A 24,230-nucleotide genomic window follows, 5' to 3' on the forward strand; every position below is an offset into this window, starting at 1 on the left:
TGCAAGAGAAGCTAAAATCACGCGACATCAAGGCTTACGAGCGAAATTTAAGCGTAAAAAATATAGAAATTGCGAGCATTTTTAAAGAGGTTGCAGGCGGGATTGAGCCGTGGGAGAAGGTTAAAATTTAGCTCTGTTTCGCGCAGGATTTTTGGCTTACCTAGGAAAATTTGATCAATAAAAACGCCAAAATACATTACGCCGATTTTCCCCTAAATTTGACGTAAAAATCTCAAATTTACGATTAGTGGCGATTTGCCAAAAAGGCAAGCAATTTTATCCGCTTTGGCGAGAAATTATGGGCAATTCGTCAAATTTTAAAAGGCGAACCTAACGTCAAATTCTCCTCAAATTCGCCTCTGTTTTAAAAATCAAAGCCGATCCGCAAAATCCCGCGCTTAAAATTTATCCGCAAGCGAGCAAATTCAGCCAAATTTTGCAAATCGGTAACTCTACTCCGCTCTCGTCTGAGTACCTACGAATGCTAAGCTTAAGTCGCGACTAGGCCGGTGAGCTAAGCTTAAACCCCAATGCGGGCACGCAAAAAAATGGACGCGCGGAAAATAAAATTTCAATCACGCCAACCCGCTTATAACGCCATCGCTAGTGATCTTCATATTTAGCGCGTTAGGAACCTTCGGTAGCCCCGGCATAAGCATTATCTTGCCGCAGACGGCTACGATGAAGCCTGCTCCCGTGCGGATCTGAAGGTCTTTGACGCTGAGCTTAAAGTCGCGCGCTCGCCCGAGCGCCTTAGCATCGTCGCTGAAGCTATACTGCGTCTTTGCGATGCAGACGTTTAGCCGCTCAAGCCCCAAAGTCTTGATGTGCTGCAGCGCCTTTTGCGCCTCGGGCTCGAAAACCACCTCGCTCGCGCCGTAAATTTTAGTAGCGATCTTTTCGATCTTGCTCGCCGTATCGTCGCTAAGCTCGTAGGCAAACTTCAGCTCCTTGGCGCGCTCGCACTCATCTATGACGAGGCGGGCTAGCTCAAGCGCGCCCTCGCCTCCTTTGGCGAAATTTTCGCAAATCGCCATCTGCACGCCGCGCTGCTTGCAGTAATCGCGCACGAAAGCGATCTCGTCGTCGCTATCGAAGCTAAAGCGGTTAAGCGCCACGACCGGATTTAGCCCGAAGTTTTGTAAAATTTCAATATGCCCGCCTAAATTTACGATGCCTTTTTGAAGCGCGGCAAGATCAGGGCTCGCGATATTTTCTTTATCCGCGCCGCCGTTGTATTTAAGCGAGCGGATCGTGCTAACCAGCACCGCAGCATCCGGAGCGATGCCCGCGCGGCGACACTTGATGTCGATAAATTTCTCAGCCCCGAGCTCACTTCCGAAGCCCGCCTCCGTCACGGCGTAATCTGCTAGCGAGAGCGCTAACTTACTCGCCATGATGGAGTTGCAACCGTGCGCGATATTTGCAAAGGGTCCTCCGTGCACAAGCGCGGGCGTATGCTCAAGGCTTTGGATGAGATTTGGCTTCATCGCGTCTTTTAGCAGGATCGCCACGGCATCCGCGCAGCCCAGATCGCGCACATATATCGGCTCTCCCTGCGTATCGTAGGCAACCATGATGTTTGCGATGTTTTCCTTAAGCTCGGCAAGATCGTTTGAGAGGCACAGCACCGCCATTATCTCGCTAGCCGCGGTGATATTAAAGCCGTCCTCGCGCTGCACTCCGTCAGTGCGCCCGCCCTGTCCTACGGTGATGTGGCGCAGCGCGCGGTCGTTCATATCCATGCAGCGCTTCCATAAAATTTTCTCGATCTTTAGCGGGTTTTCTTGATACAGCGAGTTATCGATAACCGCCGAAATGAGATTATTCGCGGAGGTGATCGCGTGAAAATCGCCGTTGAAGTGCAAATTTAGATCATCCATCGGCACCAGCTGCGAATACCCGCCGCCGGCAGCTCCGCCTTTGATACCGAAAACCGGCCCCAGCGACGGCTCGCGCAGCGCAAGGCAGACGCTTTTGCCAAGGCGTTTTAGCGCGTCGGCTAGACCGATGGAGGTCGTAGTTTTGCCCTCGCCAAACGGCGTCGGATTGGTCGCCGTGACCAAGATAAGCTTCGAAGCGCGCGAGCGCGGCTTGATGTTTAGCTTGGCTTTGTAGTGGCCGTACAGCTCGATCTCATCCTCGCTAAGCCCCAAATTTTTCGCAACGTTTGAAATTTTATCCGGCTTCGCCGCATTTGCTATTTCGATATCGCTCAACATTTTCTCTCCTTAAATTTAAAATTTTATCGCGCAGCGTTTACGCACGGCCTCTTTAAATCCGCGCATTAGCCGCTGCTATGCGCACCTTGCCCACAAGCCGCGCAAGATCAAAGCTCGCGCTCCGAAATTTGCCCCGGCTAAATTTCGATCTCGATACCCACGGGGCAGTGGTCGCTGCCCATTACGTCGCTTAGGATGAAAGCGTCCTTTAGCCGCGAGCGCAAATTTGCCGAGATGAAAAAATAATCGATCCGCCAGCCGACGTTTTTGGCGCGCGCGTTAAAGCGGTAGCTCCACCACGAGTAGGCGTCCCGCAGCTCGCCGCGCACGGCACGGAAGGTATCGACGAAGCCCGCCGCCTCCACCTCATCGAGCCACGCCCGCTCGATCGGCAAAAAGCCCGAGGTTTTGGAGTTTGCTTTGGGGTTCGCAAGATCGATCTCGCGGTGCGCGGTATTTACGTCGCCGCAAAATATCACCCCGAGCTCCTGCTCCGCGAGGCTGCGCGCGTAGGCTAGGAATTTTGCGTAAAATTCCATCTTGTAGGCTAGCCGCGCCTCGTCCTTTTGGCCGTTGGGAAAGTAGATGTTAAAAAGCACGACATCGCCGAAGCGGTGCTGCAGCACGCGCCCTTCGTCGTCAGGGAAAAACAGCGCCTTGCTCGTCTCGCTTTTAAATTTAGCTAGGCTCGCCACGCCCGAATATCCCGCTCGAGCAGCGGAATTTAGATCGATCTGAGAAAATCCGAGCTCGTAAAGCCCTTTTGGAGCGTCCTTTTCGCTCACCTTGATCTCTTGCAAGCCCAAAAAATCGGGGTTTTGCTCCGCAAGCCACGCAAAGCCGTCTTTGCCGAGCACTGCGCGCAGCCCGTTTACGTTCCAACTAATCAGTTTCAAATTTAGCCTTTGGCGCAAAAATTTTGGTATGATTATACGAAATTTTGACTAAATTTAAAGGAAAATTATGCGCAATCAGCCCAAATACCGATTTTTTGCCAACTGGGGCTACGCTATGGCGGGTCTTGCCGAGATGCTGCGCAGCGAGCGTAGTTTTAGACTCGAGCTTTGCGTGTTCGTCCCGCTTCTGCTGTCGCTATTTTTTTGGAATTTCGGCGCGGTGCTAAATCTATTTTTGATCTTCGGCGCGGTCTTTACGCTCACAACCGAGTGCATAAACTCCGCCATAGAGCGCGCGGTCGATCTTGCCACGAGCGAAATCCACCCGCTAGCCAAGGGCGCCAAAGACACCGCAAGCACGGCGGTGATGATGAGCCTATTTCTCAACGCCGCGCTGTGGGGATATGCGCTTATCGGTAAATTCTTTTAATCGCGTGATTGCAAATTTCGCGATAAAAGATTTAAATCGCTGCAACGCAGAGTTTTTTTGGCGAGTGCGGAATTTGCAAGCCACTTGAGTCGTTGATCGTCCACGCCTGCAACCCAAACACGACCCTGCGTGATATTGAAATTTTAAAATCCGAAATTTGCTTTAAATTTAAACTCTCCTGTGCGCGAAAATTTTAATATTCGCTCGGCTCTTAAAATTTTAAAATAGCTTTTAAAAATTTCTATAGATAAATCATTCAAGCAAATTTTACGCCGTAAAATTTTAGCTATAAAATTATAACGACTTTCAAGATGCTTTAATACAATTTTCACTAAAATCACGCCGTCTTCAAAAAAAGGAAAATTTTGTCTAAATCCTTTCGCAAAATCTCGCGCAAATTTCATTTGTGGCTATCTTTGATATTTTGCATACCCCTTATAATCATTTCTATAAGCGGCTCGGTTTTAGTTTACGCGGAGCAGATCAATGAAGTTTTGCTAAAAGACAAGGTGTTTAGGACGCAAGAAAGCATAGCGAAATTCCCCGTTAGAATGAAATTCAGCGCTTTGCAATCCGAGATAAAATCCAAATTTAAAGAGTACGCGATCATGGGCTGGAGCATCGCGCAAGATCCTTTAAAGACCGATAAAATCAGACTTTCCTCTCAGAAACTGCAAAAGCGGATCATAATTTACTTAGACGCTTTTAGCGGCGAGATAAAAGGCGCACCCATGCCGCGAGATGAGGGCTTTATCGGCGTAATAAATAAACTGCACGCGGAGCTGTTTTTAGGTTGCGGCGGTAGAATTTTTGCAGGTGTTGTGGGGCTTAGCGCGCTACTTATCGGCATTAGCGGCTTTTTTATCTACAAAAAATTTTGGCAAAACTTATTCTCGCTGAGGCTAGATCGGACCATATATTTTATGCGCGGCACTCACCGCCTAATCGGAGTCGCGAGCACTCCCGTAATGTTTGCTATAGCTATAAGCGGAGCATGGTGGGAGCTAAGGGCGGTAACTTACAAGCCGCTCGCAAATCCATGCGGCGCGGTCTTGCAGAATTTTAAGACCGAGCAAAATTCCACCGTCGCAGCATCAAACGGGGCGGTAAGCATGAAAACGGCGCAAAATCTTGCGACGCTAGATGAGGCTTTAGCGCGGATAGCGGTTAAATTTAAAGAATTTCGCTCCACCTATATCGCCTTTCCGCTCTGTCCGGGCGGCGCTTTTACCGTATACGGCTTCGAGGCGGGGCAAAACCCGCTTCAAAGCCCTTACGCGAGCCGTATCACGATATCGGATGCAGGCGAGATTTTAAAAGCGGACTTTATAAACGATGCGGATTTTTCGGACAAACTTCAAGACGGCTTTCGTCGCGCCCATGCGGGCTCATACGGCGCAATAACGAAGCTTATATGGTTTTTAGCGGGGCTTGCGCCCCTATTTTTAAGCATTTGCGGATTTTACATAACCCTAAAAAATAGAAATTCTAAAAGGAGAAAGTTATGAAGAAAGTATCTCTTTCGCTCGTAGTCGCATTAAATATGCTAACTTCGCTTTATGCGGAAAATAACGCCACTGCGAGCACCCCGGAGGACTTAGGCACCATAGAAGTGCAAGATACCCAAAAGCTCCGTCGCGACGACAGAGATTATGAGGCTAGAAAGCTCGTTAAAAGTACCACCAGGCTCGATCTTACGGCAAGAGAAATGCCCCAGTCTCTTACCGTGGTGACCGAAGCCAAACTAAAAGATATGGGGATAACCGATTATCAGGTGCTGATGCGAAATATCGCGGGCATTACGAGCGGGCGTTGGGATGAGAGGCTCTATCCTACGGCGCGCGGATTTAGCATAGATTATTATCTGCTTGATTCGATGCCTAGCTTCGGAGGTTTTAGCCTCGGGGCGAACGATTTAAATTTACTGCCATATGAGCGCGTTGAGGTAGTAAAGGGTGCGAACGGATTATTAGCAGGCGCAGGAAATCCTGCCGCGAGTTTAAATTTTATTCGTAAGCACGCGGATTCCGCCGTTCCGAAAGGATACATCAGCCTAAACGGCGGCTCATACGACAAATACGGGCTTAAAACCGATGTGCAAAGCCCGCTCAATCAAAGCGGTTCGGTGCGCGGACGCCTAGCGTTTATGCATGAACGATCGCACTCCTATATGGACTATTACAATCGTCGCAATACTGCCGTTTATGGCGTATTAGATATCGATGTAACGGACGATTCAAGGCTGAGCTTTGGCTCATTTTATCAGACCCTACGCCGACATAACACACGCTGGGGCGGAATGCCCGCGTTTAAATCGGACGGCACGCGCACGAACTTCGGCAAAAACAAAATTTTCTCTCAGCCTTGGACGCGATACGACATCTCTACGCTTGATTTTTATGCCGATTTTAAACAATATTTCTCAAACGAGGCGAGTTTAAGCTTGAGTTATTCGTTTCGTCGCGCTCATACCGATTCAAATTTGCTCTATTATGGCGGCAGGGTAGGCCCTGGCGGCATCGGAAACGTCGCCGATCTTAGCGTTTATGCTAACAAGCGCGAAGAGAATATCCACAATATCGACGCCTACGCAAATATCCCGTATGAGCTTTTCGGACAAGATCATGAATTCGTATTTGGTGTGATGTATAATCTTTACAAAAAAGGATCTGATAACGTAAGTAGCTACTGGAATAACCGAAATACTCCAGCAGGCCTTGCTTATGCCGCGCGCACTAGAATAAATTTTAACGACCTTCATATTGAAGATCCACGCTTACCGTATGTAGATCAAAATAATGCCGATCGAACTATTCAAAAAGCAATTTATGCCGCGAATAAACTCTCAATCACCGAGGATTTAAAGCTCTTATTAGGAACGCGGATGAGTTACTATAAATATAAAATTACAGGTGGAGCAGATAATAGAAATTTTACCCGCGAAATTACTCCATATGCAGGGATCACCTATGATTTAGACGATCATCATACCCTTTATGCAAGTTATACGAGTATTTTTAAACCTCAAACCTACAAGGACAAAAACAATAAATATCTTGATCCCATCCAAGGCAAGGACTACGAAGCGGGCATCAAAGGCGAGTATTTTGACGGCGATCTGCAAGCAAGCCTGGGCGTTTTTAAGATCATCCAAGATAAACTCGGCATCCGCACCGACGAGTATATCACGGGCACAAATTCTTACGCTTACAGGCAGGGCCGCGGAGTAACCAGTAGGGGCTTTGAAGCGGACGTAAACGGTAAAATCACCGATGCGCTAAGCCTAAGCATGGGGCTAGCACACTACAAAGCCAAAGACGCTGACGGCAATATCTACGCCAGCGACTCCTCCCGCACCAGCGCAAATCTTTTTGCAAAATATGAGATCGGCACATTTAGAATAGGCGCAGGCACGATGTATCGCTCAAAGATTTATTCCGACTCGCCATACGGCAGGATCGAGCAGAAAGCTTACACGATTGCAAACGTAATGCTAGGCTACAAAGCGAGTAAAAACCTAGATGTGCAGCTAAACGTCGATAACATAACCGATAAGCGCTATTTTGAGGGTATTGGTTCTAATCGAATGATCTACGGCGATCCGCGCACCTTCAATCTAAGCCTTACGTATAACTTTTGACCCAAATAGTCGCGGCGGAATTTATCTAGTGCTTAGCTCTAATAGAATTCCATCGCGACGCCATAGATAAATGGCAAATTAAGCCTAAATTTCGTAAAATCACGGCTAAGACGCGAGGTCGCGTAATACGTTATAAAGGCAAACGATGCAAAGTTCAACCTCATAAATCCCGCTAAATTTAAACCAAATCAACCAACAAATTTAAATTTAACGGAGAAAAACCATGAAAAGACGAGACTTTCTAAAACTAGGTGCGCTAGCTGCGGCTTCAGCGCAAGCAAAACAATTAGGTGCGGCGGCGCAGGCGATATTTGACGAGCAGATGGGGCTTTGCGCGAATAAATTTGGCGCATTTTACGTCCAAACCATCGGCGGCAGGGTCGTTGGTACCGAGCCATTTGAGGGCGACGCGATGCCAACGGTGCTAAACAACGCCCTAAGCGATCACATCCAAAACGAAACGCGCGTGAAATACCCCTACGTGCGCAAAAGCTTCCTAGCAGACCCGTCAAATCCAAAGCCAGAGCTTCGCGGTAAAGAGCCCTTCGTGCGGGTTAGTTGGGACGAGGCGATAAAGCTAAGCGCTAAAATTTTAAAACAAAACTTCGACAAATACGGCTCAGAGGCTATTTACGGGCAGCTTTATCAGTGGGGCAGCCTAGGCAAAGTCGGCCACTCGCAGCGCACTGCAAAGCGCATGCTAAACGCGCTAGGAGGCTACGTGAGCGAGCTTGGCGGCTACTCATACGGCGCGGCGACGGCGTTTTTGCCTCACGTGACGGGCTCTATCGATCCGACGCATAATCCTACGCGCTGGGAGGGCGTGATAAAGGAGGCCAAAACGATCGTGTTTTGGGGCACGAATCCCGTCGTCTCAAATAAGATCGCTATCGGCGTTCCGATGCACAACTCCTACGCCTACTACGAGATTATGAAGGATAAATTTAAAAAAGGCGAGATGAAAATTTACAGCGTCGATGTCTACCGCAACGAAACGGCGGAGTATTTCGGCGCGCAGTATCTTGCCGTGCGCCCTTGCACCGATACGGCGATGCTGATCGGACTTTGCGATTATCTTTACGAAAACGGCCTTTACGACAAGGAATTTATAGAGCGCTATACGGTCGGGTTCGATAAATTTAAGGATTATTTCACGGGCGCGAAAGACGGCGTGAAAAAGGATCTAAAATGGGCGAGTAAAATTTGCGGCGTGAGCGAAAAGGAGCTAAAAAATTTAGCTGATACGCTGTCTAAAAAAGACACGCTCATCGTCACGGGCTACTCTATCCAGCGTCAGCACCACGGCGAGATGGCGTACTGGGCGCTCATCACGCTAGCTGCGATGCTAGGCGACATCGGCAAGACGGGGCGCGGCTACGTGATGAACGATCAGATGCATAAAAACGCCGATATCAGCTTCGTCGCGCCAAAGCTTCAGGCCTTTAACCCGGCAGTAAACGAAAAATACATCGCCCCGCAAGGCAAGCTAGCCAAAGCCAAATACCACGAGATACCAAACAGCAGGCTCATAGACGCGATCATGGAGCCTGGCAAGCAGATCGAGCGCAACGGCAAAAAATACGTCATGCCGCACATCCGCGTGATGTTTAACGCCAACGGCTCGACCTTCACCCGCCATCCCGATACCAACCGCGCGGTCGAAGCGATGCGCAAGATCGAAGCGATCATCACCACAGAGCCCTTTTGGACGAGTACGGCGAGGCTCAGCGATATCGTACTACCGGCAGCGCTAGAATGCGAGCGCACGGACATAGAGTTTGCAAACTCCACTAGCGAGTACCTTTTTGCGATTAAGCCGCTAGTAAAGCCTGCGGGCGAGAGCAAGAGCGACTTTGAGATCGCGCGGCTCATCTGCGCGCAGTGGGGCGAGGAGTACGATCAGGCCTTTAGCGAGGGCAAAACGGAACTTGAGTGGGTGAAGGAAATCTACGAAAACGCCGCAAAGCAAGCCGAGGGCATGGGAGTGGCGATGCCTAAATTTGAGGAGTTTTGGCAAAAAGGCTACGTCAAATTTGATAAGATCGACGAGAAAAAGAGGTACTTTACAAACTACGCGGACTTCCGCGCCGACCCCGAGAAGAACGCGCTAAAAACGCCGTCGGGCAAGATCGAGCTATACTCAGAAGCGGTCGAAAAGCTAGGTTACGCCGACTGCCCGCCGCACGCGACGTGGATGGAGCCGTTTGAGTGGCTGGACGGCGACGTGAGCAAGTATCCTATCGCCATCAGCGGCGCGCACTCTAAATTTAGGCTCCACTCGCAGCTAAACAACTCGCTCATCCGCAACTACGCCGAGATCGCAAACCGCGAACCAGCACTCATCAGCCCCGCCACGGCAAAGGCACGCGGTATAAAAACGGGCGACGTAGTTAGGATCTATAACGACCGAGGCGAGATCCTCTGCGGCGCGCTGGTGAGCGATACGGCGCAAGATAACGTCGTGATCGTAAGCGAAGGCGCGTGGTACGACCCCGCCGTCTGGGGCGAGAAAAGCCTGTGCAAACACGGCAACATAAACGTGCTAACCAAGGACGTGCCTAGCTCGCAGCTCTCGCAAAGCAACACCGCGCACACGAGCATGGTGCAGATCGAGAAATTTAAAGGCGAACTGCCGAGCGTAACGGCGTTTGATAGACCTGTGACGATAGAGGCTTAGCGCGCTTTCTAACTCTTGTGCCAAAGCCCTACCAGCCATTTATCGCAAACAAAATCGCTAAGTTTTTCTGCGCCAAGAGCTCGTCCGAGAGGCGGTCGTATTCGTCCCCAAGCCCTATTTCTTGCGCCATAGACGGCGGCTCGTCATTCCAAGAGCCCATTGCACCGAATACATCGGCGATCCCCGCCGCGGCAAACGCCCTCAAGCTCGGCTGCGGCAGCGCCGCAAACGAAACGGCGTAATACTCGCTCGCGGCGACTTCGCCCCGCAGCGTCTTAAGCGCATTATCAAACGTCTGCGCGAAGTTTTCGCAGCCTATCTTGCTCGCAAAATCTCTGATTTGCACTAAAACATTCTCGAATTCCGCGCTGTTATCGCGCGCGTTTAGCGCATCCCACGGCATCCCGCGCCAAAGGCACTCGACGTATTTCACGCGCCAAGCCTTTTTGTCGCGATCGTATTTCCACTGCGGCACAAAAATGCTGTCAAAGCCCTCAAAGCGACATACGATGCCGTTTGCATTCGCGCCGCTAAATCCTAAAAGCGACCTATCTTTTGCGAAAGTTGAAATACTAAGCCCCGCGTCCTTCAGACCGAGCTTTAAGCACTGCTCTATCCAACGCCGCCGTGCGGAGATCGGCTCGTCCTCGCGCCCTTTTTGCGCGAGCCGTCTGGTGAAAAACTCGCACGCTTTTTGCAAAAGTGGCGAGCCCGTGCTTTCGTCGGCGCCTTTTTTACTAGCCGCTTTTTCATTTGCCGCTTCTTTTCTGTTCGTGCGCTTTTGTTTCACCGCCTCGACACTTTCTCTGGCTTTGTCCGTCGCACTGCTCTGCACTGCGCCGTACGCATCTTTTTGCTCCGCAGCTTTACTTACGTCGTTTACGCCGTCCTGCGCTGCGCGGCTCGAGCCCTCTGCGGTGCGGAAATGCTCCTTTGCAAACTCAAAATTTAAATATTTTATATATTTTTGATCTTGCGGCAGCGGCTTAGGATTGCCGTGCAGAGCCGATTTTAGCGCGACGCACAGCGCACACGAGAGATATATTTCGCCGTTCATAGATATCCTTTAAATTTAGATCGCTCCCGTTCATGCAGCGGATTATTTATGCTCCGCGCCAAAAGCTAGCGGCGGCAAAATTTTAAAATTTTGCGCCTTAGCGACAAATTTAATCACGATAAAATTTACGCGCGAGGCAAAAACAAATCTACGCAAAGATAGAATTCCCAACCGCCGCGAACATAAAATTTTAAAAGCAGCGACCATATCGAAAAAGGTGCCGTTATAAATTTAGAGCAGCTCGCGCACGGGCACGGATAAAATTCCGAAGCCAAAATATACAAATGCCACAAACAAGGCAGCGTACGTTAAATTTACGCGCACTTTAAAAATGACAAACCACTTTAAAAAAATTTCAATCGCGCTCGCGCTATGAAATTTTAAAAGCAAGTTACCACACGAGCTACCGATAAATTTAAGCAGGGCAGTCACGCTGCGAGATCAAGGGTCGCGCCGGTACCGAGCAAAACGCACTATGAAATTTTAAAGACAAGTCGCCACGCCTACGCTGCCACCAAATTTAAAATGAACCGATCGCACCGCAAAATTTTAAAAGCGAGTCGTTGCGCCCAAGCTAGCTAAATTTAAAATGAAGCAATCTCTCCGTTTATGCTACGAATGCCGATCATCCGCAAACTGAGCCTTCCAAGCCGCTGATCGCAATCCCTACGCCGCGAGCGTGCTACGCTACGACGTTTGGAAACTCATAAACTACGCGGCCGCTTTTGATCGTGCAAACCGCAGCGCCCGTAAGCTGCTTGCCGAAAAGCGGCGAGTTTCGCGATTTGGATTTATTTAGCGCCTCGTCGTAAACGTAGGAAATCCGCGGATCGATGATCGCGACGTCGGCCAAAAAGCCCTCTTTGACCTCGCCCTTGTCCTTTAAATTTAGAATTTTAGCCGGGTTAAACGAGCACAGCCGCACCATGTCTTCAAGGCTGATGACGCCCTGCTTTACGAGCCGCAGCGTAAGCGGCACGAGGGTTTGAAGCCCCAAAATTCCAAACGGCGCGTGATCAAATTCTACGAATTTATCATCTGTGTTGTGCGGCGCGTGATCGGTTACGATGGCGTCGATCAGACCGCTTTTAAGCGCCTCTCTGATCGCCTGCACGTCGCTTTGAGTGCGAAGCGGCGGCGACATTTTAAAATTCGTATCGTATCCCATCAGCTCGCGCTCGTCGAAGGTAAAATGATGCGGCGTAGCTTCGCAAGTGACGCGGATGCCCTCGCGCTTAGCCTGCTCGATGAGCTTTAGCGACCACGCCGAGCTTACGTGCGCGACGTGGATGTGCCCGCCCGTCTTTTTGGCAAGTAGCAGATCGCGCGCTATCATAATCTCCTCTTTTTCGCTCGCCATCCCCTTTAGACCTAGGATCGCGCTAACCTTGCCCTCGTTCATTACGCCGCCGTGGCAAAGCGAGCAATCCTCGCTGTGATTTATCACGAACGAGCCGAAGTGCGCGGAGTATTCGAGCGCCTGTCGCATCACGGAGCTGTCGGTCACGGGTAGCCCGTCGTCGCTGAAAGCCACGCAGCCGGCTTCCAGCATATCGCCCATCTCGACGATCTTTGCGCCCTTGCAATCCTGCGAGATCGCGCCTATGGGTAGCAGATCGATAAGCCCGCGCCCCTTAGCCTTAGCGATCATCGCGCGAGTGATGCTGGAGTTGTCGTTCACAGGCTTAGTGTTCGCCATCGGGAGGCAGGTCGTCACGCCGCCTGCGACCGCAGTTTCGCTGCCGCTGATGACGTCGTCTTTGTATTCGAGCCCCGGGTCTCTAAAATGCACGTGCATATCAATGAGCCCAGGCATCACGAGCTTGCCCGCAGCGTCTATGACGCGGTCTGCGGCTGGGCACTCGCGTGTGATCTTTGAAATTTTATCGCCCTCGATCAGGACGTTTGCCTCCTCGCTGCCGTTATGATTAACGATCGTGCCGTTTTTTATTAAAATTTTCATCGTGCGCTCCTGTTTAAATTTATCGTATGAAGTATCGCCATTCGCATCGCCTCGCCGTTTTCTACCTGATCTAAAACGCAGCTATAGCGCGGATCGTCGGCTACGTCGGAGTTGATCTCCACGCCGCGGTTGATCGGGCCGGGATGCATTATCATGACGCCCTCTTTCGCCGCCTGCATCCGCTTAGCTGTAAGTCCGAAAAATTTCGAGTACTCGCGCACGCTCGGGAAGCTCGGCTCGCCGTCTTGCCGCTCAAGCTGGATTCTAAGCATGATGATGACGTCGGCGCCCTCTATCGCCTCCTCCACGCTTTTGCATATCGGGCAGCCGAACGCGTCGCAGTCGCGCAGCATCATCGGAGGGCCAAAGAGCCGCACGTTTATGCCGAGCTTTTTCATCGCCCAGATGTCGCTTCTAGCCACGCGCGAGCGAAATATATCGCCGATGATCGCGACGTTTAAATTCTCGATCCTGCCTTTGTGCTCGCTGATCGTAAAAAGATCCAATAGCGCCTGGCTCGGGTGCTCGTTCAGCCCGTCGCCCGCATTTACGATCGATGCATCGCAGTTGGCCGCTACGAATTTTGCCGCGCCCGAGCAGCTGTGGCGCAGTACGAAGATATCCGTGCGCATCGCCTGCATATTTCTGATAGTGTCGATCAGCGTCTCGCCCTTTTTCGTGCTGCTGTCCGCAGCCGTGAAATTTACGCTGTCCGCGCCCAGGCGCTTGGCTGCGATCTCAAAGCTCGTGCGGGTGCGGGTGGAGTTTTCAAAAAACGCGTTGATGACCGTCTTGCCGCGAAGCGAGTCGGATTTTTTGACGTCAGAGCGGTTGAGCGCTTTAAACTCGCGCGCTAGATCTATAAAGTCGTAGATGTCCTCGCGGCTCAGATCCTGCGCGCTAAGAAGATGCTTTAGCTTATACATTCCCTCTCCTTTTTTGGGCCGAATTTCAGCCGTAATTGTATAAAAAAATCTCTGATAAAATTTTAAAATTTAAGAGCGAGGCTCAAATTTAGACGCGGAATTTTGCTTGGAATTTCATTTTAGATCGCATACGAAGCGCGAGCGGAATTTTGGGGTAAAATTTAAAAATTTTAGGATTAAATTTGAGCTTTTTGAGCGAAAATTTTAAAAAATCAGCCACGCCACTTACATAAAATTTTAAAATTTTACGCGCAGTTGGCGGCTAGAAAAGCAAAGAATTTAAAGCTTATTTAAATACTTTATATAATTTTTCGCGCTATTTTCTACGGCTTGCTCACTTTTATCGTAAGTAAAGCCGTATGAGACGAAATTTGGTAGCGTAACTGCGCCGACGAAATTAAACGTAGCCTTAAATGGCGCTAGCACCTCATCTACGCTAAAGCCCACAATGCCGTTTTTAGAGTAGTTTGCCTCGGTCGCGCCAAGTGAGATCGCAAGCGCGAATTTTTTGCCCTTAAGTTTGCCGCCATCCTCTCCGCCATAAGCCCAGCCGCGCGTAAAAACATCCTCAAACCACTGCTTAAGAAGCGGCGTGCAGTTTGAAAAACGAAACGGAAACTGAAGCACGATTTTATCGTGGCTTTCGAGCAGTTTTTGCTCCTTTTCCACATCGATTTTAAAATCCGCATAAAGCGCGTAAAGATCATGAAGCTCGAACTTATCAGGATGGGCTAGCACAGCATCCCTCCAGTGGCGGTTTACGAGCGAGTTTGCGATATTTGGATGAGCTAAAATAATGAGAGTTTTCATTTTTATCCTTTAAATTTGAAATTGCGGGGCGCATTATAGCCCTACTTCGTAAAATTTTTCTTGTTTTATCATAAGCAGCCTTAAATTCTAAAGCTTTACCAGCCGCTGCCTGCTTATCTTTGACAGCGGCTTCAAAGGGCGTGATCTTTGAATTCCAAACTTCATCCGTTACTCGCGCTTTATTTTATAAATGCTCGCCCTCTGGGCACTCGTTGCGTTTTACAAAGGTTTACTGCTTCTTTGCAAATATTCATATTCCATTGCGGAAGCTCGCGCGAGTAAAATTTTAACGAAACCGCCGCGCAGGGGAAATTTTAATAAAATTTAGCATCATTTCTCTGCGAGCATTTGCCACAACAAATAAAATTTAGATGAAATCTAGCCGCGCTTTAAACTATAAAACCTTGCCATCGGTTCCGTCGTCGGGCTGCGGGTGCTCATCGCGCTCTTATGAGTGTCCGTCACGCTTTCGTGCAGGCTCGTTACGCTCCTGCGAAGACTTGCCACTTTCCTGCGGGTGGTAGTTGCAACAAAAAATTTTGAGTAGAATTTAGCGTAATTTAAATTCTAAAGCTTTGCCTACCAGCCGCCTCTTCAGGATCTGAATTATCATCGCGCTCCTGCGAGCGCCCGCCGCGCGGCTCCTGTCTAGGCTCCACGCCAAAGCCCTCCAAGACCTTGCCTAGGCTTTCATTAGCGTCCTTGATGATACCTTGCAGGCTTTCGCCCATCTTATCAAGGTTTTTGCCCGCCTCGCGTGCCGCCGCCTCGCCCTGCTTTAGCAGATCCTCTATCCTATCGGCGTTGCGAGCGGCGAAATCGTTCAAGACTTCGGGCGCTTTTTTCTGCAAATTTTGCAAGGCCTCGCCCAAAACTTTAGCATCGTTTGCAAACTCGTCTATCGTGGAGTTCAGATCGGAGCTTTGCTTGCTCTCAAAGCCCTGCGACACGGAGTTTTGCATAGAATTTTGCGCGGAGCTTTGAGCGGAATTTTGCTCCGAGCTATCCGCGCTTTTATTAAAATTTTGCCCTTGATTACCCGCGCTAAAATTCTGTTCCGAACGCGTGCTTTGCTCGCGATCTTGCCCGTCCGATCCGCCGTCGCAGCCGCTCAAAATACATGCCGCAGCTAGCGTCAAAGTAAAATTTCGCGCCGCGCTTATAAAGCTAAAATCGTTTATAAAATTAAAATTTCTAGCGCGACTCCCTGAGATAAAATTTAGTCCGTCGCTAGCCCGAGTAAAATTCCGCTCGCCGTATACCGAAGTAAAATTTCGCGCACTGCCTGCCGAAACGAAATTTCGCTCTCGTTCAAAGCCCCGCTCACCGCTCGCTCGGATAAAATTCTGCGCCGAATCGCCTCCGCACCCTTTCAAAATTCGTCTTTTCAAAATTTACTCCTTTAAATTTCATCTCTCGCAGGCGCGCTCGGAAGCCGCCCGAAAAACAGATCGCTTCTAAGCTTCAAAAGCAAGCAGATAGCGATATCGGCGCTTTGTTCGCGGATGTAGTTTCGATCGCCTTTTAGATGAAATTCCCCGACGATCTGTTTGCCGCCCTGCTCCTTTGCGCCGATAAAGACCGTCCCTACGGGCTTTTGCGCGCTTCCGCCGCCGGGGCCTGCGATACCGCTTACCGCAAGAGCGAAGCTCGCCCCGCTGCTTTGCAGCGCGCCCTCCAGCATCTCGCCCACGGTCTGCGCGCTGACCGCGCCGTAGCGCGCGAGCGTATCTTCGCTCACGTTGAGCCAGAGATTTTTTATCTCGTTGGCGTAGCTTACGAGCGAACCGTCGAAAACGTCGCTCACGCCCGCGACCGCGCCGAATTTTGCGGCGATGAGCCCTGCGGTGCAACTTTCGGCAAAGGTGATCTTAGCGCCTATTTCGCGCAGTCTATCCACCACGAAGCCCATAAAATCGCCGCCTTCGATGTAGCAGCTCTCATAATACTTGCCGACGCTTTGCAAAAACGCGTCCAGCGCTCCGAATTTCATCGCACTGGCGCGCACTAGCAGCAAAAAGGAGCTGGGTCTGCTGATCGTAAGCGAAATTTTATAGCTGATCGCGAGGCTCTCTAGGCGCTGCTTTACGCTTTCGTATTCGCAATCGAATAGATAAAAGCTCTCGCCCGCGCTCGGCGCGTCTTGAAGGATCGGCGGCAAGCTCTGTAAGCAAAGTGCCTTGATCACGTTTACCGAGCAGCCTCTGACGTTTAGCAGGAAGCTGTTTTTCGCCACCGTGCGCGCCATCGAGGGCGCTAGGGTTTCTCCGTTTTTTAGCTCGAGCGAATCGAAAGAGAGCGTCGATAAAATTTTACCCACGACCGCGTAGGCGGAGTTTGCCGCAAAGATCGTGATAAAATCGTACGAATCGATCATCTTTTCAAGCGCGAAGGGCAAAACCTTATCGTTTTCGCTTAAGAATTTCAAATCGTCGATCCGCCCAAAAACTCGTTCGTAGCTGCGAGATATATAGCTCATCAAAGCCGCGTCGTAGCGGATCTCCTCGCCGATTACAAGGATGATATTTTTCATAAAGACCCTCATTAAATTTTCGCACATTATAGCATAAACGCGGACTGCTCTTTCAGAGCTTTTTAATGGCGTTTTGGATAAACTTCACAAATTTTTTAAGACACGAAAAGGTACAAATATGGACTACAAAGATACTCTCTTTCTTCCTACGACGGACTTTGCGATGCGAGGCGCGCTACCGCAAAACGAACCTGCGCGGTTTAAGGCATGGTATGACGAGCGTAAAATTTACGAAAAGATGAAAGCTAGGCGCAAGGGCGCAAGCGTCAGCTTCAATATCCACGACGGCCCGCCGTATGCCAACGGACACCTCCACATCGGCCACGCGCTGAATAAAATTTTAAAAGACATCATCACCAAAACCCATTATTTTTTCGGCGAGGATATCCGCTACGTGCCGGGCTGGGACTGCCACGGTCTGCCGATCGAACAGCAAGTAGAGATCAAGCTAGGCGAGCGGAAAAAATCGCTTTCAAAAGTGCAGATCCGCGAGCTTTGCAGACAGCACGCCAAAGAGTTCATCGACGTGCAGCGCAATGAATTTAAAGATATGGGAATTTTAGGCGACTGGGACGATCCGTATCTGACGCTAAAATTTGAGTTTGAGGCTGAAATTTACAAAGCGCTCTGCCAGATCGCGAAAAAAGGAATTTTAATCGAGCGAAGTAAGCCCGTGTTTTGGAGCTGGGCGGCAAAAAGCGCGCTCGCAGAAGCCGAGGTCGAGTACAAAGACAAAGAGGACTACTCGATCTTCGTGGCGTTTGATCTAAGCGGTGAAGCGAACGCTAAAATCGGCGCGAAAGGCGCTAAAGCGGTCGTCTGGACGACCACGCCTTGGACGCTGCCTGCAAACGGCGCAATATCTTTGAACCCGAATGAAATTTACGCGCTGACAAGCGAAAATTTGATCCTTGCAAAACCTCTGGTCGAAAGCCTCGTAAGCCTGGGCATCACCAAGGGTGAGATTGTAAAAGAATTTAAAGCCGCCGAGCTTGAGGGCCTAAACGCGATCAATCCGCTAAACGATAGAATTTCAAAATTTATCCTCGGCGAGCACGTCCTGATGGACGGCGGCACCGGGCTCGTGCATACGGCTCCGGGACACGGCGAGGACGATTATTTCGTAGGGCTTAAATACGGCATCGAGGTGCTGATGCCGGTAGATGAGGGCGGCTGTTTCGATCAAACTCTTAAAACTAAAAAACTCTTCCGCGCAGACGTCGTAGATGAGCTCGTGGGGATGCATATTTTCAAAGCAAACGAGAAAATTTTAGAGCTTCTAGGCCCCGCGCTTATCAAATCCGGCAAATTCGTCCACTCCTATCCACACTGCTGGCGTACGCACAAGCCGGTGATCTACCGTGCGACGAAGCAGTGGTTTATCGCGATGGACGAGCCCAAGCTCAGCGGCAAAACGCTACGCCAAGTAGCACTTGAAGAGATCGGCAAGGTTAAATTTTACCCGCAAAGCGGCATCAACCGCCTTACCTCGATGATAGAAAACCGCCCCGATTGGTGTATCTCGCGCCAGAGAGATTGGGGCGTACCGATAGCGTTTTTCCGTGATAAAAGTACCAAAGAGCCGATTTTTGATGAGAAAATTTTAAATAATATCTACGAAATTTTTAAGGCTAAGGGCGCGGATGCTTGGTGGCAGATGGAAATTTCGGAGCTCTTGCCGCAGGACAGCGGCTATAAGCCTGAAAATTTAGAAAAGGTGATGGATATTTTAGACGTTTGGTTCGATAGCGGCTCGACGTGGAAAGCGGTGCTACAAAGCGGCGCCTACGATGCGGGCAAATTCCCTGCGGATATGTATCTTGAGGGCAGCGACCAACACCGCGGCTGGTTTCAAAGCTCACTGCTTCTAAGCTGCGCGATCAACGAATGCGCGCCGTACAAGAGCATCCTCACGCACGGATTTACCGTCGATGAGAAGGGTCAGAAGATGAGTAAGTCCGTCGGAAACGTCGTCTATCCGCAAGAGGTCGCAAAGAGCCACGGCGTTGAAATTTTACGCCTGTGGGTCGCGATGAGCGACTACTCGACCGATCTAAAGATCAGCGACAATATCCTTAAGCAGGTAAGCGAGCAGTACCGCAAGATTCGAAATACTATAAGATTTCTGCTCGCAAGCACCAGCGATCTGGGCGAGATCGAGACGAGTAATTTTACGCGGCTTGATCGCTGGATCCTAACGCGCGCGGTAAACGCCTTTGCGGGCGCGGAAGCGGCGTTTAAAAACTACGATTTTTCAAAGGGCTTCAATCAGCTACTAAATTTCTTAAGCGCCGATCTGAGCGGAATTTATCTTGATATCTGCAAAGACAGGCTTTACTGCGACGCACCCGACGAACCGCGCCGCAGAAGCGCGCAAAGCGCGATCGCTCTGATTACACGAGCTCTGCTGCCTCTAATCGCGCCTACGCTAACCTACACGATCGACGAAGTAATGCAGTTTGCGCCGCGTATCATCAAAGATGGTAAGGAAGATGCTTTTGATCTGATCTACAAGCAGGTAGAATTTGACGATTTCATAGAATTCGACGAAATTTTAATCAAATCGAGGGAGAAATTTTTCGAACTCATTGACGCGCTGAAAAAGGACAAGATTATCAAGTCGACGCTTGAGCTGGTTTTGCAGACGAGCTCGAACGAAATTTTATCAAACGACATCCTAGGCGTGGCGGATTGGTTCATGGTAAGCGACGTGGACACTCTGCAAAGCGAGGAGGCTCTAGCGGAGTTTAAGATAAACGATGAAATTTTCCGCCTCGTAAAATCCTCTAAACACAAATGCCCTAGATGCTGGAAATTTAACGCAAAAGAGCCCGATGAGCTCTGCCCGCGCTGCGCAAAGGTCATGCATGCTAAGTAATCCCATAAGTCTTGGCTTCGTATTTTTTACGATCGCGCTGATCTGCGTAGCGACGGGCGTGGGGATCTATTTCGTGAATAAATTTAAGGATGGCAGATGATAAGTTTGAAAGAGGCTCTAAAGCTGAGCGCGGATGAAATTTCGGCGCTTAGAGCGGAGCTAAAGGATAAAATTTTAAAAACCAAAGAGCTCGGCGCCTACGTCGAGCAGCTCACGGGCGAGGCTCTAAATATCAGCGGCGAGGGCGTACCGATCGCGATCAAAGATAACATTCAGGTAAAAGATTGGAGCGTCACCTCGGCGAGTAAAATTTTGCAAGGCTACGTTGCGCCATACGACGCGACGGTGATCAAAAAGCTACGCGAGCGCGGCCTGGCGCCGTTTGGACGAACGAATATGGATGAGTTTGCGATGGGAAGCACGACCGAGAGCTCATTCTATGGCAAAACGCTCAATCCGACCGATCACTCGCGCGTACCAGGCGGCAGTAGCGGCGGAAGCGCGGCTGCCGTAGCGGCAAATATCGCCATAGCCGCACTCGGAAGCGATACGGGCGGCTCTATCCGCCAGCCGGCGGCATTTTGCGGCTGCGTAGGCTTTAAGCCGAGCTACGGCAGGGTCAGCCGCTACGGGCTCGCGGCGTATTCGAGCAGCCTAGATCAGATAGGACCGATTACGCGCAGCGTCGAGGACGCGGCGATTTTATACGACATTATCGCAGGGCGCGACGAGATGGACAGCACGAGCTACACGGGCGCTTACGAAAGCACCGCGGATAAGCTAAACGCCGATCGCAAGCTTAAGATCGCCGTTATAAAAAACTACGTGGACGAGGCCTCGCAGCAGGTCAAAGAGGCTCTAAATTTAACTATAGAAAAGCTAAAATCATTTGGACACGAGATCGTTTACCGCGATCTTTGCAGCTCCAAATACGACATCGCGACCTACTACATCATCGCAACCGCCGAGGCTAGCGCAAATTTAAGCCGCTACGACGGCGTGCGCTACGGAAACCGCGCGAAGGCTCTAAATTTAAAAGAGCTCTACGCCAACACTCGCGGCGAAGGCTTCGGCGACGAGGTCAAGCGCCGTATGCTTCTAGGCACCTTCGTGCTAAGCAGCGGCTATTACGACGCGTATTACATCAAAGCACAGAAAGCAAGGGCTTTCATCAAAAGCGAATATGAGGAAATTTTAAAAGACGCCGATTTGATCTTTATGCCGATCGCGCCTGGAGTGGCGTATAAATTCGGCGAGCTTAGCAATCCGCTTCGCGCGTATCTTAGCGACATCTACACGATCGGCGTAAATTTAGCGGGGCTTCCCGCAATCTCCGTGCCGGTAGCGAAAAACAAAGAGGCTCTTAATATCAGCGCGCAGCTCATCGGGCGCGCCTACGACGAACAAGCGGTGCTGGACGGCGGCTTGAGTTTAGAAAAAATCGTGAAAGGATAAGTATGAAGATCGTCAAAAAGGCTCTGACCTTCGAGGATGTTTTGTTGGTACCGCAATACTCTGAAATTTTACCCAAAGAGGTTGATATCAGCACGAGTTTTACGAAAAATATCACGCTAAATACCCCTCTCGTGAGTGCTGCGATGGATACGGTCACCGAGTACCGCACCGCGATAATGATGGCGCGCCTCGGCGGCATCGGCGTGATCCATAAAAATATGGATGAAGACTCCCAAGCCAAGATGGTTCGCCGCGTAAAAAAGAGCGAAAGTGGCGTCATTATAGACCCTATCTCGATCAAGGCGGACGCCACGATCAAAGACGCGCTCGATCTGATGAGCGAGTACCACATCAGCGGCATTCCCGTTATTGACGATAACGGCGTGTTAATTGGAATTTTGACCAATCGCGACCTGCGCTTTGAAACAGACACCGCCGCGCTAGTAGGCGAAAAGATGACCAAAGCTCCGCTAATTACCGCCCCAAAGGGCTGCACTCTGGATGATGCGGAGAAAATTTTTAGAAACAATAAGGTAGAAAAGCTTCCGATAATCGACGCAAACGGCCACTTAGAGGGGCTTATTACGATCAAAGACCTTAAAAAGCGTATCGAATATCCAAGCGCCAATAAAGACAAATTCGGCCGCCTTCGCGTCGCCGCGGCAATCAGCGTAGGCCATCTGCAAAGAGCCGAAGCTCTCGTCAAAGCGGGCGTAGATGCACTTGTGATGGACTCCGCGCACGGACACTCCAAAGGTATTATCGACACGCTTAAGGAGCTGAAGCGAAATTTTGATGTCGACGTAGTAGTAGGAAACGTCGCAAACCCCGCTAGCATAAAGGATATCGCAAACGCAGGAGCCGACGCGATTAAAGTAGGCATCGGTCCCGGCTCGATCTGCACTACCCGCATCGTAGCTGGCGTGGGCGTGCCGCAATTCACCGCGATCAACGATTGCGCGATCGAGGCGGCTAAATTTGGAATTCCGATCATCGCAGACGGCGGCATCAAATACTCGGGCGACATCGCCAAAGCCCTAGCCGCGGGCGCAAGCTCGGTGATGATGGGAAGCTTGCTCGCAGGCTGCTACGAAACCCCGGGCGAACTCATTACGTTTCAGGGCCGCCAGTACAAAACCTACCGCGGCATGGGCTCTTTGGCAGCGATGCAAAAGGGAAGCTCGGATCGCTACTTTCAAGACGGCACCGCAAAAGAAAAGCTCGTGCCCGAGGGCGTCGAGGGGCGCGTACCTTACGCGGGCATGCTAAAAGACGTAATCTTTCAGCTGCTAGGCGGCTTGCGAAGCTCGATGGGATACTGCGGCAGCAAGGATATCGCGACCTTTCAGCAAAAGGCGGAATTCGTCGAGATCACGAGCGCAGGTCTTAAAGAAAGCCACGTCCACGACGTCATCATTACGCAGGAAGCGCCGAATTACCGAGTAAATCAGTGATCCTTAAAAGCAAAATTCAAAATTTCGACGAGCCGCTCTATCTGGAGAGCGGCCGCGTCTTTTCCAACTTCAAGCTCGCCTATGAAACCTACGGCGAGCTAAATTCCGATAAATCAAACGTCATCGTCATCTGCCACGCCTTAACCGGCTCCGCGCACGCCGCGGGACTTTACGAAGGCGACGTTAAGCCGGGCTGGTGGGACGGGCTCATCGGCGATCATAAAGCGGTCGATACAACGAAATTTTTCGTCATCTGCATAAACATCCTGGCTTCGCCTTTCGGCTCCACCTGCCCGCTCGATGTCGATGAAAGCAGCGGCCGCGAGTACCGCTTGCGCTTTCCGGTAGTGGTCGTTTCAGACGTCGTGCGCGCGCAGATGATGCTTTTAAAGCGCCTAGGTATTTCGCGCGCCCGCGCCGTTATCGGCGGCAGTCTGGGCGGCATGCAGGCGCTGTGCTATGCGATCGAATATCCGGAATTTGCGGATGAAATTTTCGTACTCGCAAGCACCTACGCCACGCAGCCTTGGGCGATCGCGTTTAATAAGATCGCGACCGAGGCCATCTTGCGCGATCCGAGCTTCAAAAACGGCAACTACGATAAAGGCTTAATCGCCGAACGCGGGCTTGACGGCATGGCGGTGGGGCGCATGGCGGGGCATATAAGTTTTTTGAGCCCAAGCTCGATGCAGGATAAATTCGGGCGCAACTACGTCGAAACCGATGGTCTTTACGAGATTAACGGGCGCTTTCAGGTGGATCGCTACCTTGAATACAACGGCGAAAATTTCGCGCGCAGGTTCGATCCACTGTGCTATCTCTACATCGCCAAGATGATGAATATATTTGATTGCACGCGCCACTACGGCAATCTTAAAAACGCCTGCGCGCAGATCAGATCGCGCCTGCACCTCATCTCTTTCAAAGGCGACGTGCTCTTTCCGCCGGGGCTGATGAAAGAAATTTACGATGCGATGAGCGATCTGGGCAAAAAGGATCGCGCGAGCTACGCGCAGATCGACAGCGACTACGGACACGACGCGTTTTTGGTCGAGATAGAAAAATTTGATTACATCATAAAAAGGATTTTGGATGAGTGAGAGTTTCGAGGAAAAAATGGAAAAGATCAACGCGCTTTTAAAGAGCCTAAACGACAAGGATCTAAGCCTAGAGGAGAGTGTGAAGCTGTATAAACAGGGCGTGGCGCTGCTAAAGGAAGCGAAGGAAATTTTAGAAAACGCCAAGCTCGAGGTTGCCGAAATAAACGCACCCGAGCAGGCTTAGGAGGC

The 24,230-nt window shown here is 50.5% G+C and carries 17 protein-coding genes; 9 read left to right on the forward strand and 8 right to left on the reverse strand.

Translation table 11 applies throughout. The features are described from left to right. Positions 1 to 575 precede the first annotated feature (575 nt). The gene (locus Q0135_RS08715; protein ID WP_297989871.1) at positions 576 to 2,222 is read right to left on the reverse strand and encodes a formate--tetrahydrofolate ligase; all 1,647 of its coding nucleotides are present in this window, start codon (positions 2,220 to 2,222) and stop codon (positions 576 to 578) included. A gap of 137 nt (positions 2,223 to 2,359) precedes the next feature. Then, positions 2,360 to 3,118, reverse strand: coding sequence for an exodeoxyribonuclease III (locus tag Q0135_RS08720; protein WP_297989873.1), 759 nt, complete (start codon positions 3,116 to 3,118; stop codon positions 2,360 to 2,362). A gap of 67 nt (positions 3,119 to 3,185) precedes the next feature. Between Q0135_RS08720 and Q0135_RS08725 the strand changes: the two genes are divergently transcribed. The 4 genes from Q0135_RS08725 (at position 3,186) to Q0135_RS08740 (ending at position 9,865) form a co-directional block, all read left to right on the forward strand. Next, a complete protein-coding gene (locus Q0135_RS08725; protein WP_297881047.1) occupies positions 3,186 to 3,548 on the forward strand; it encodes a diacylglycerol kinase in 363 nt (120 codons plus the stop codon). 365 nt (positions 3,549 to 3,913) lie between these two features. After that, positions 3,914 to 5,056 carry a PepSY domain-containing protein gene (locus tag Q0135_RS08730; protein ID WP_297989875.1) on the forward strand — a complete coding sequence of 381 codons (1,143 nt, stop codon included), beginning with the start codon at positions 3,914 to 3,916 and terminating at the stop codon, positions 5,054 to 5,056. After that, complete coding sequence (locus tag Q0135_RS08735; protein ID WP_297989877.1) at positions 5,053 to 7,188, forward strand: TonB-dependent siderophore receptor; 2,136 nt, start codon at positions 5,053 to 5,055, stop codon at positions 7,186 to 7,188. Before Q0135_RS08730 ends, Q0135_RS08735 begins: the two co-directional genes overlap by 4 nt. 223 nt (positions 7,189 to 7,411) lie before the next feature. Continuing rightward, positions 7,412 to 9,865: a molybdopterin-dependent oxidoreductase gene (locus tag Q0135_RS08740; RefSeq protein WP_297989879.1), complete on the forward strand. Its 2,454-nt coding sequence runs from the start codon at positions 7,412 to 7,414 to the stop codon at positions 9,863 to 9,865. Between the two features lie 28 nt (positions 9,866 to 9,893). Here Q0135_RS08740 and Q0135_RS08745 read toward each other — a convergent pair whose 3' ends face one another. The 6 genes from Q0135_RS08745 to Q0135_RS08770 form a co-directional block, all read right to left on the reverse strand. Continuing rightward, complete coding sequence (locus Q0135_RS08745) at positions 9,894 to 10,922, reverse strand: hypothetical protein (protein WP_297989880.1); 1,029 nt, start codon at positions 10,920 to 10,922, stop codon at positions 9,894 to 9,896. Positions 10,923 to 11,604: 682 nt separating this feature from the next. Then, a complete protein-coding gene (locus Q0135_RS08750; RefSeq protein WP_297989882.1) occupies positions 11,605 to 12,885 on the reverse strand; it encodes a dihydroorotase family protein in 1,281 nt (426 codons plus the stop codon). Next, positions 12,882 to 13,811 carry an aspartate carbamoyltransferase catalytic subunit gene (locus Q0135_RS08755; protein ID WP_297989883.1) on the reverse strand — a complete coding sequence of 310 codons (930 nt, stop codon included), beginning with the start codon at positions 13,809 to 13,811 and terminating at the stop codon, positions 12,882 to 12,884. The genes Q0135_RS08750 and Q0135_RS08755 overlap by 4 nt, the downstream gene beginning before the upstream one ends. A 279-nt stretch (positions 13,812 to 14,090) precedes the next feature. Continuing rightward, a complete protein-coding gene (locus Q0135_RS08760; protein WP_297989884.1) occupies positions 14,091 to 14,621 on the reverse strand; it encodes an NAD(P)H-dependent oxidoreductase in 531 nt (176 codons plus the stop codon). 560 nt (positions 14,622 to 15,181) lie between these two features. After that, on the reverse strand, positions 15,182 to 16,012 hold the full coding sequence (locus Q0135_RS08765) for a hypothetical protein (RefSeq protein ID WP_297989885.1): 831 nt from the start codon (positions 16,010 to 16,012) through the stop codon (positions 15,182 to 15,184). A gap of 11 nt (positions 16,013 to 16,023) precedes the next feature. Then, positions 16,024 to 17,154 carry a CinA family protein gene (locus tag Q0135_RS08770; protein ID WP_297989886.1) on the reverse strand — a complete coding sequence of 377 codons (1,131 nt, stop codon included), beginning with the start codon at positions 17,152 to 17,154 and terminating at the stop codon, positions 16,024 to 16,026. A 118-nt stretch (positions 17,155 to 17,272) separates the two neighbouring features. On the opposite strand from Q0135_RS08770, the gene ileS reads away from it, so the two are divergent. From ileS to xseB, 5 genes are all read left to right on the forward strand, one after another. Beyond that, positions 17,273 to 20,032 carry an isoleucine--tRNA ligase gene (ileS, locus tag Q0135_RS08775; RefSeq protein WP_297989887.1) on the forward strand — a complete coding sequence of 920 codons (2,760 nt, stop codon included), beginning with the start codon at positions 17,273 to 17,275 and terminating at the stop codon, positions 20,030 to 20,032. A gap of 96 nt (positions 20,033 to 20,128) precedes the next feature. After that, positions 20,129 to 21,487 carry an Asp-tRNA(Asn)/Glu-tRNA(Gln) amidotransferase subunit GatA gene (gene gatA, locus Q0135_RS08780; protein ID WP_297989889.1) on the forward strand — a complete coding sequence of 453 codons (1,359 nt, stop codon included), beginning with the start codon at positions 20,129 to 20,131 and terminating at the stop codon, positions 21,485 to 21,487. A gap of 2 nt (positions 21,488 to 21,489) precedes the next feature. Further along, the gene (gene guaB / locus Q0135_RS08785; protein WP_297950290.1) at positions 21,490 to 22,941 is read left to right on the forward strand and encodes an IMP dehydrogenase; all 1,452 of its coding nucleotides are present in this window, start codon (positions 21,490 to 21,492) and stop codon (positions 22,939 to 22,941) included. Further along, on the forward strand, positions 22,938 to 24,041 hold the full coding sequence (locus tag Q0135_RS08790; protein WP_297989890.1) for a homoserine O-acetyltransferase: 1,104 nt from the start codon (positions 22,938 to 22,940) through the stop codon (positions 24,039 to 24,041). Before guaB ends, Q0135_RS08790 begins: the two co-directional genes overlap by 4 nt. After that, entirely contained in the window at positions 24,034 to 24,225 is a 192-nt protein-coding gene (gene xseB / locus Q0135_RS08795; RefSeq protein WP_297942120.1) for an exodeoxyribonuclease VII small subunit, read from the forward strand. The genes Q0135_RS08790 and xseB overlap by 8 nt, the downstream gene beginning before the upstream one ends. Positions 24,226 to 24,230 lie beyond the last annotated feature (5 nt).

The organism is uncultured Campylobacter sp., assembly GCF_937981295.1.
Lineage (GTDB): Bacteria > Campylobacterota > Campylobacteria > Campylobacterales > Campylobacteraceae > Campylobacter_B.

Bases quoted from the DNA above. Each gene is read 5' to 3' on its own strand.
- Q0135_RS08715 (WP_297989871.1), bottom strand. From the start codon at position 2,222: ATGTTGAGCGATATCGAAATAGCAAATGCGGCGAAGCCGGATAAAATT.
- Q0135_RS08725 (WP_297881047.1), top strand. From the start codon at position 3,186: ATGCGCAATCAGCCCAAATACCGATTTTTTGCCAACTGGGGCTACGCT.
- Q0135_RS08735 (WP_297989877.1), top strand. From the start codon at position 5,053: ATGAAGAAAGTATCTCTTTCGCTCGTAGTCGCATTAAATATGCTAACT.
- Q0135_RS08740 (WP_297989879.1), top strand. From the start codon at position 7,412: ATGAAAAGACGAGACTTTCTAAAACTAGGTGCGCTAGCTGCGGCTTCA.
- Q0135_RS08745 (WP_297989880.1), bottom strand. From the start codon at position 10,922: ATGAACGGCGAAATATATCTCTCGTGTGCGCTGTGCGTCGCGCTAAAA.
- Q0135_RS08750 (WP_297989882.1), bottom strand. From the start codon at position 12,885: ATGAAAATTTTAATAAAAAACGGCACGATCGTTAATCATAACGGCAGC.
- Q0135_RS08755 (WP_297989883.1), bottom strand. From the start codon at position 13,811: ATGTATAAGCTAAAGCATCTTCTTAGCGCGCAGGATCTGAGCCGCGAG.
- Q0135_RS08760 (WP_297989884.1), bottom strand. From the start codon at position 14,621: ATGAAAACTCTCATTATTTTAGCTCATCCAAATATCGCAAACTCGCTC.
- Q0135_RS08770 (WP_297989886.1), bottom strand. From the start codon at position 17,154: ATGAAAAATATCATCCTTGTAATCGGCGAGGAGATCCGCTACGACGCG.
- ileS (WP_297989887.1), top strand. From the start codon at position 17,273: ATGGACTACAAAGATACTCTCTTTCTTCCTACGACGGACTTTGCGATG.
- gatA (WP_297989889.1), top strand. From the start codon at position 20,129: ATGATAAGTTTGAAAGAGGCTCTAAAGCTGAGCGCGGATGAAATTTCG.
- guaB (WP_297950290.1), top strand. From the start codon at position 21,490: ATGAAGATCGTCAAAAAGGCTCTGACCTTCGAGGATGTTTTGTTGGTA.
- xseB (WP_297942120.1), top strand. From the start codon at position 24,034: ATGAGTGAGAGTTTCGAGGAAAAAATGGAAAAGATCAACGCGCTTTTA.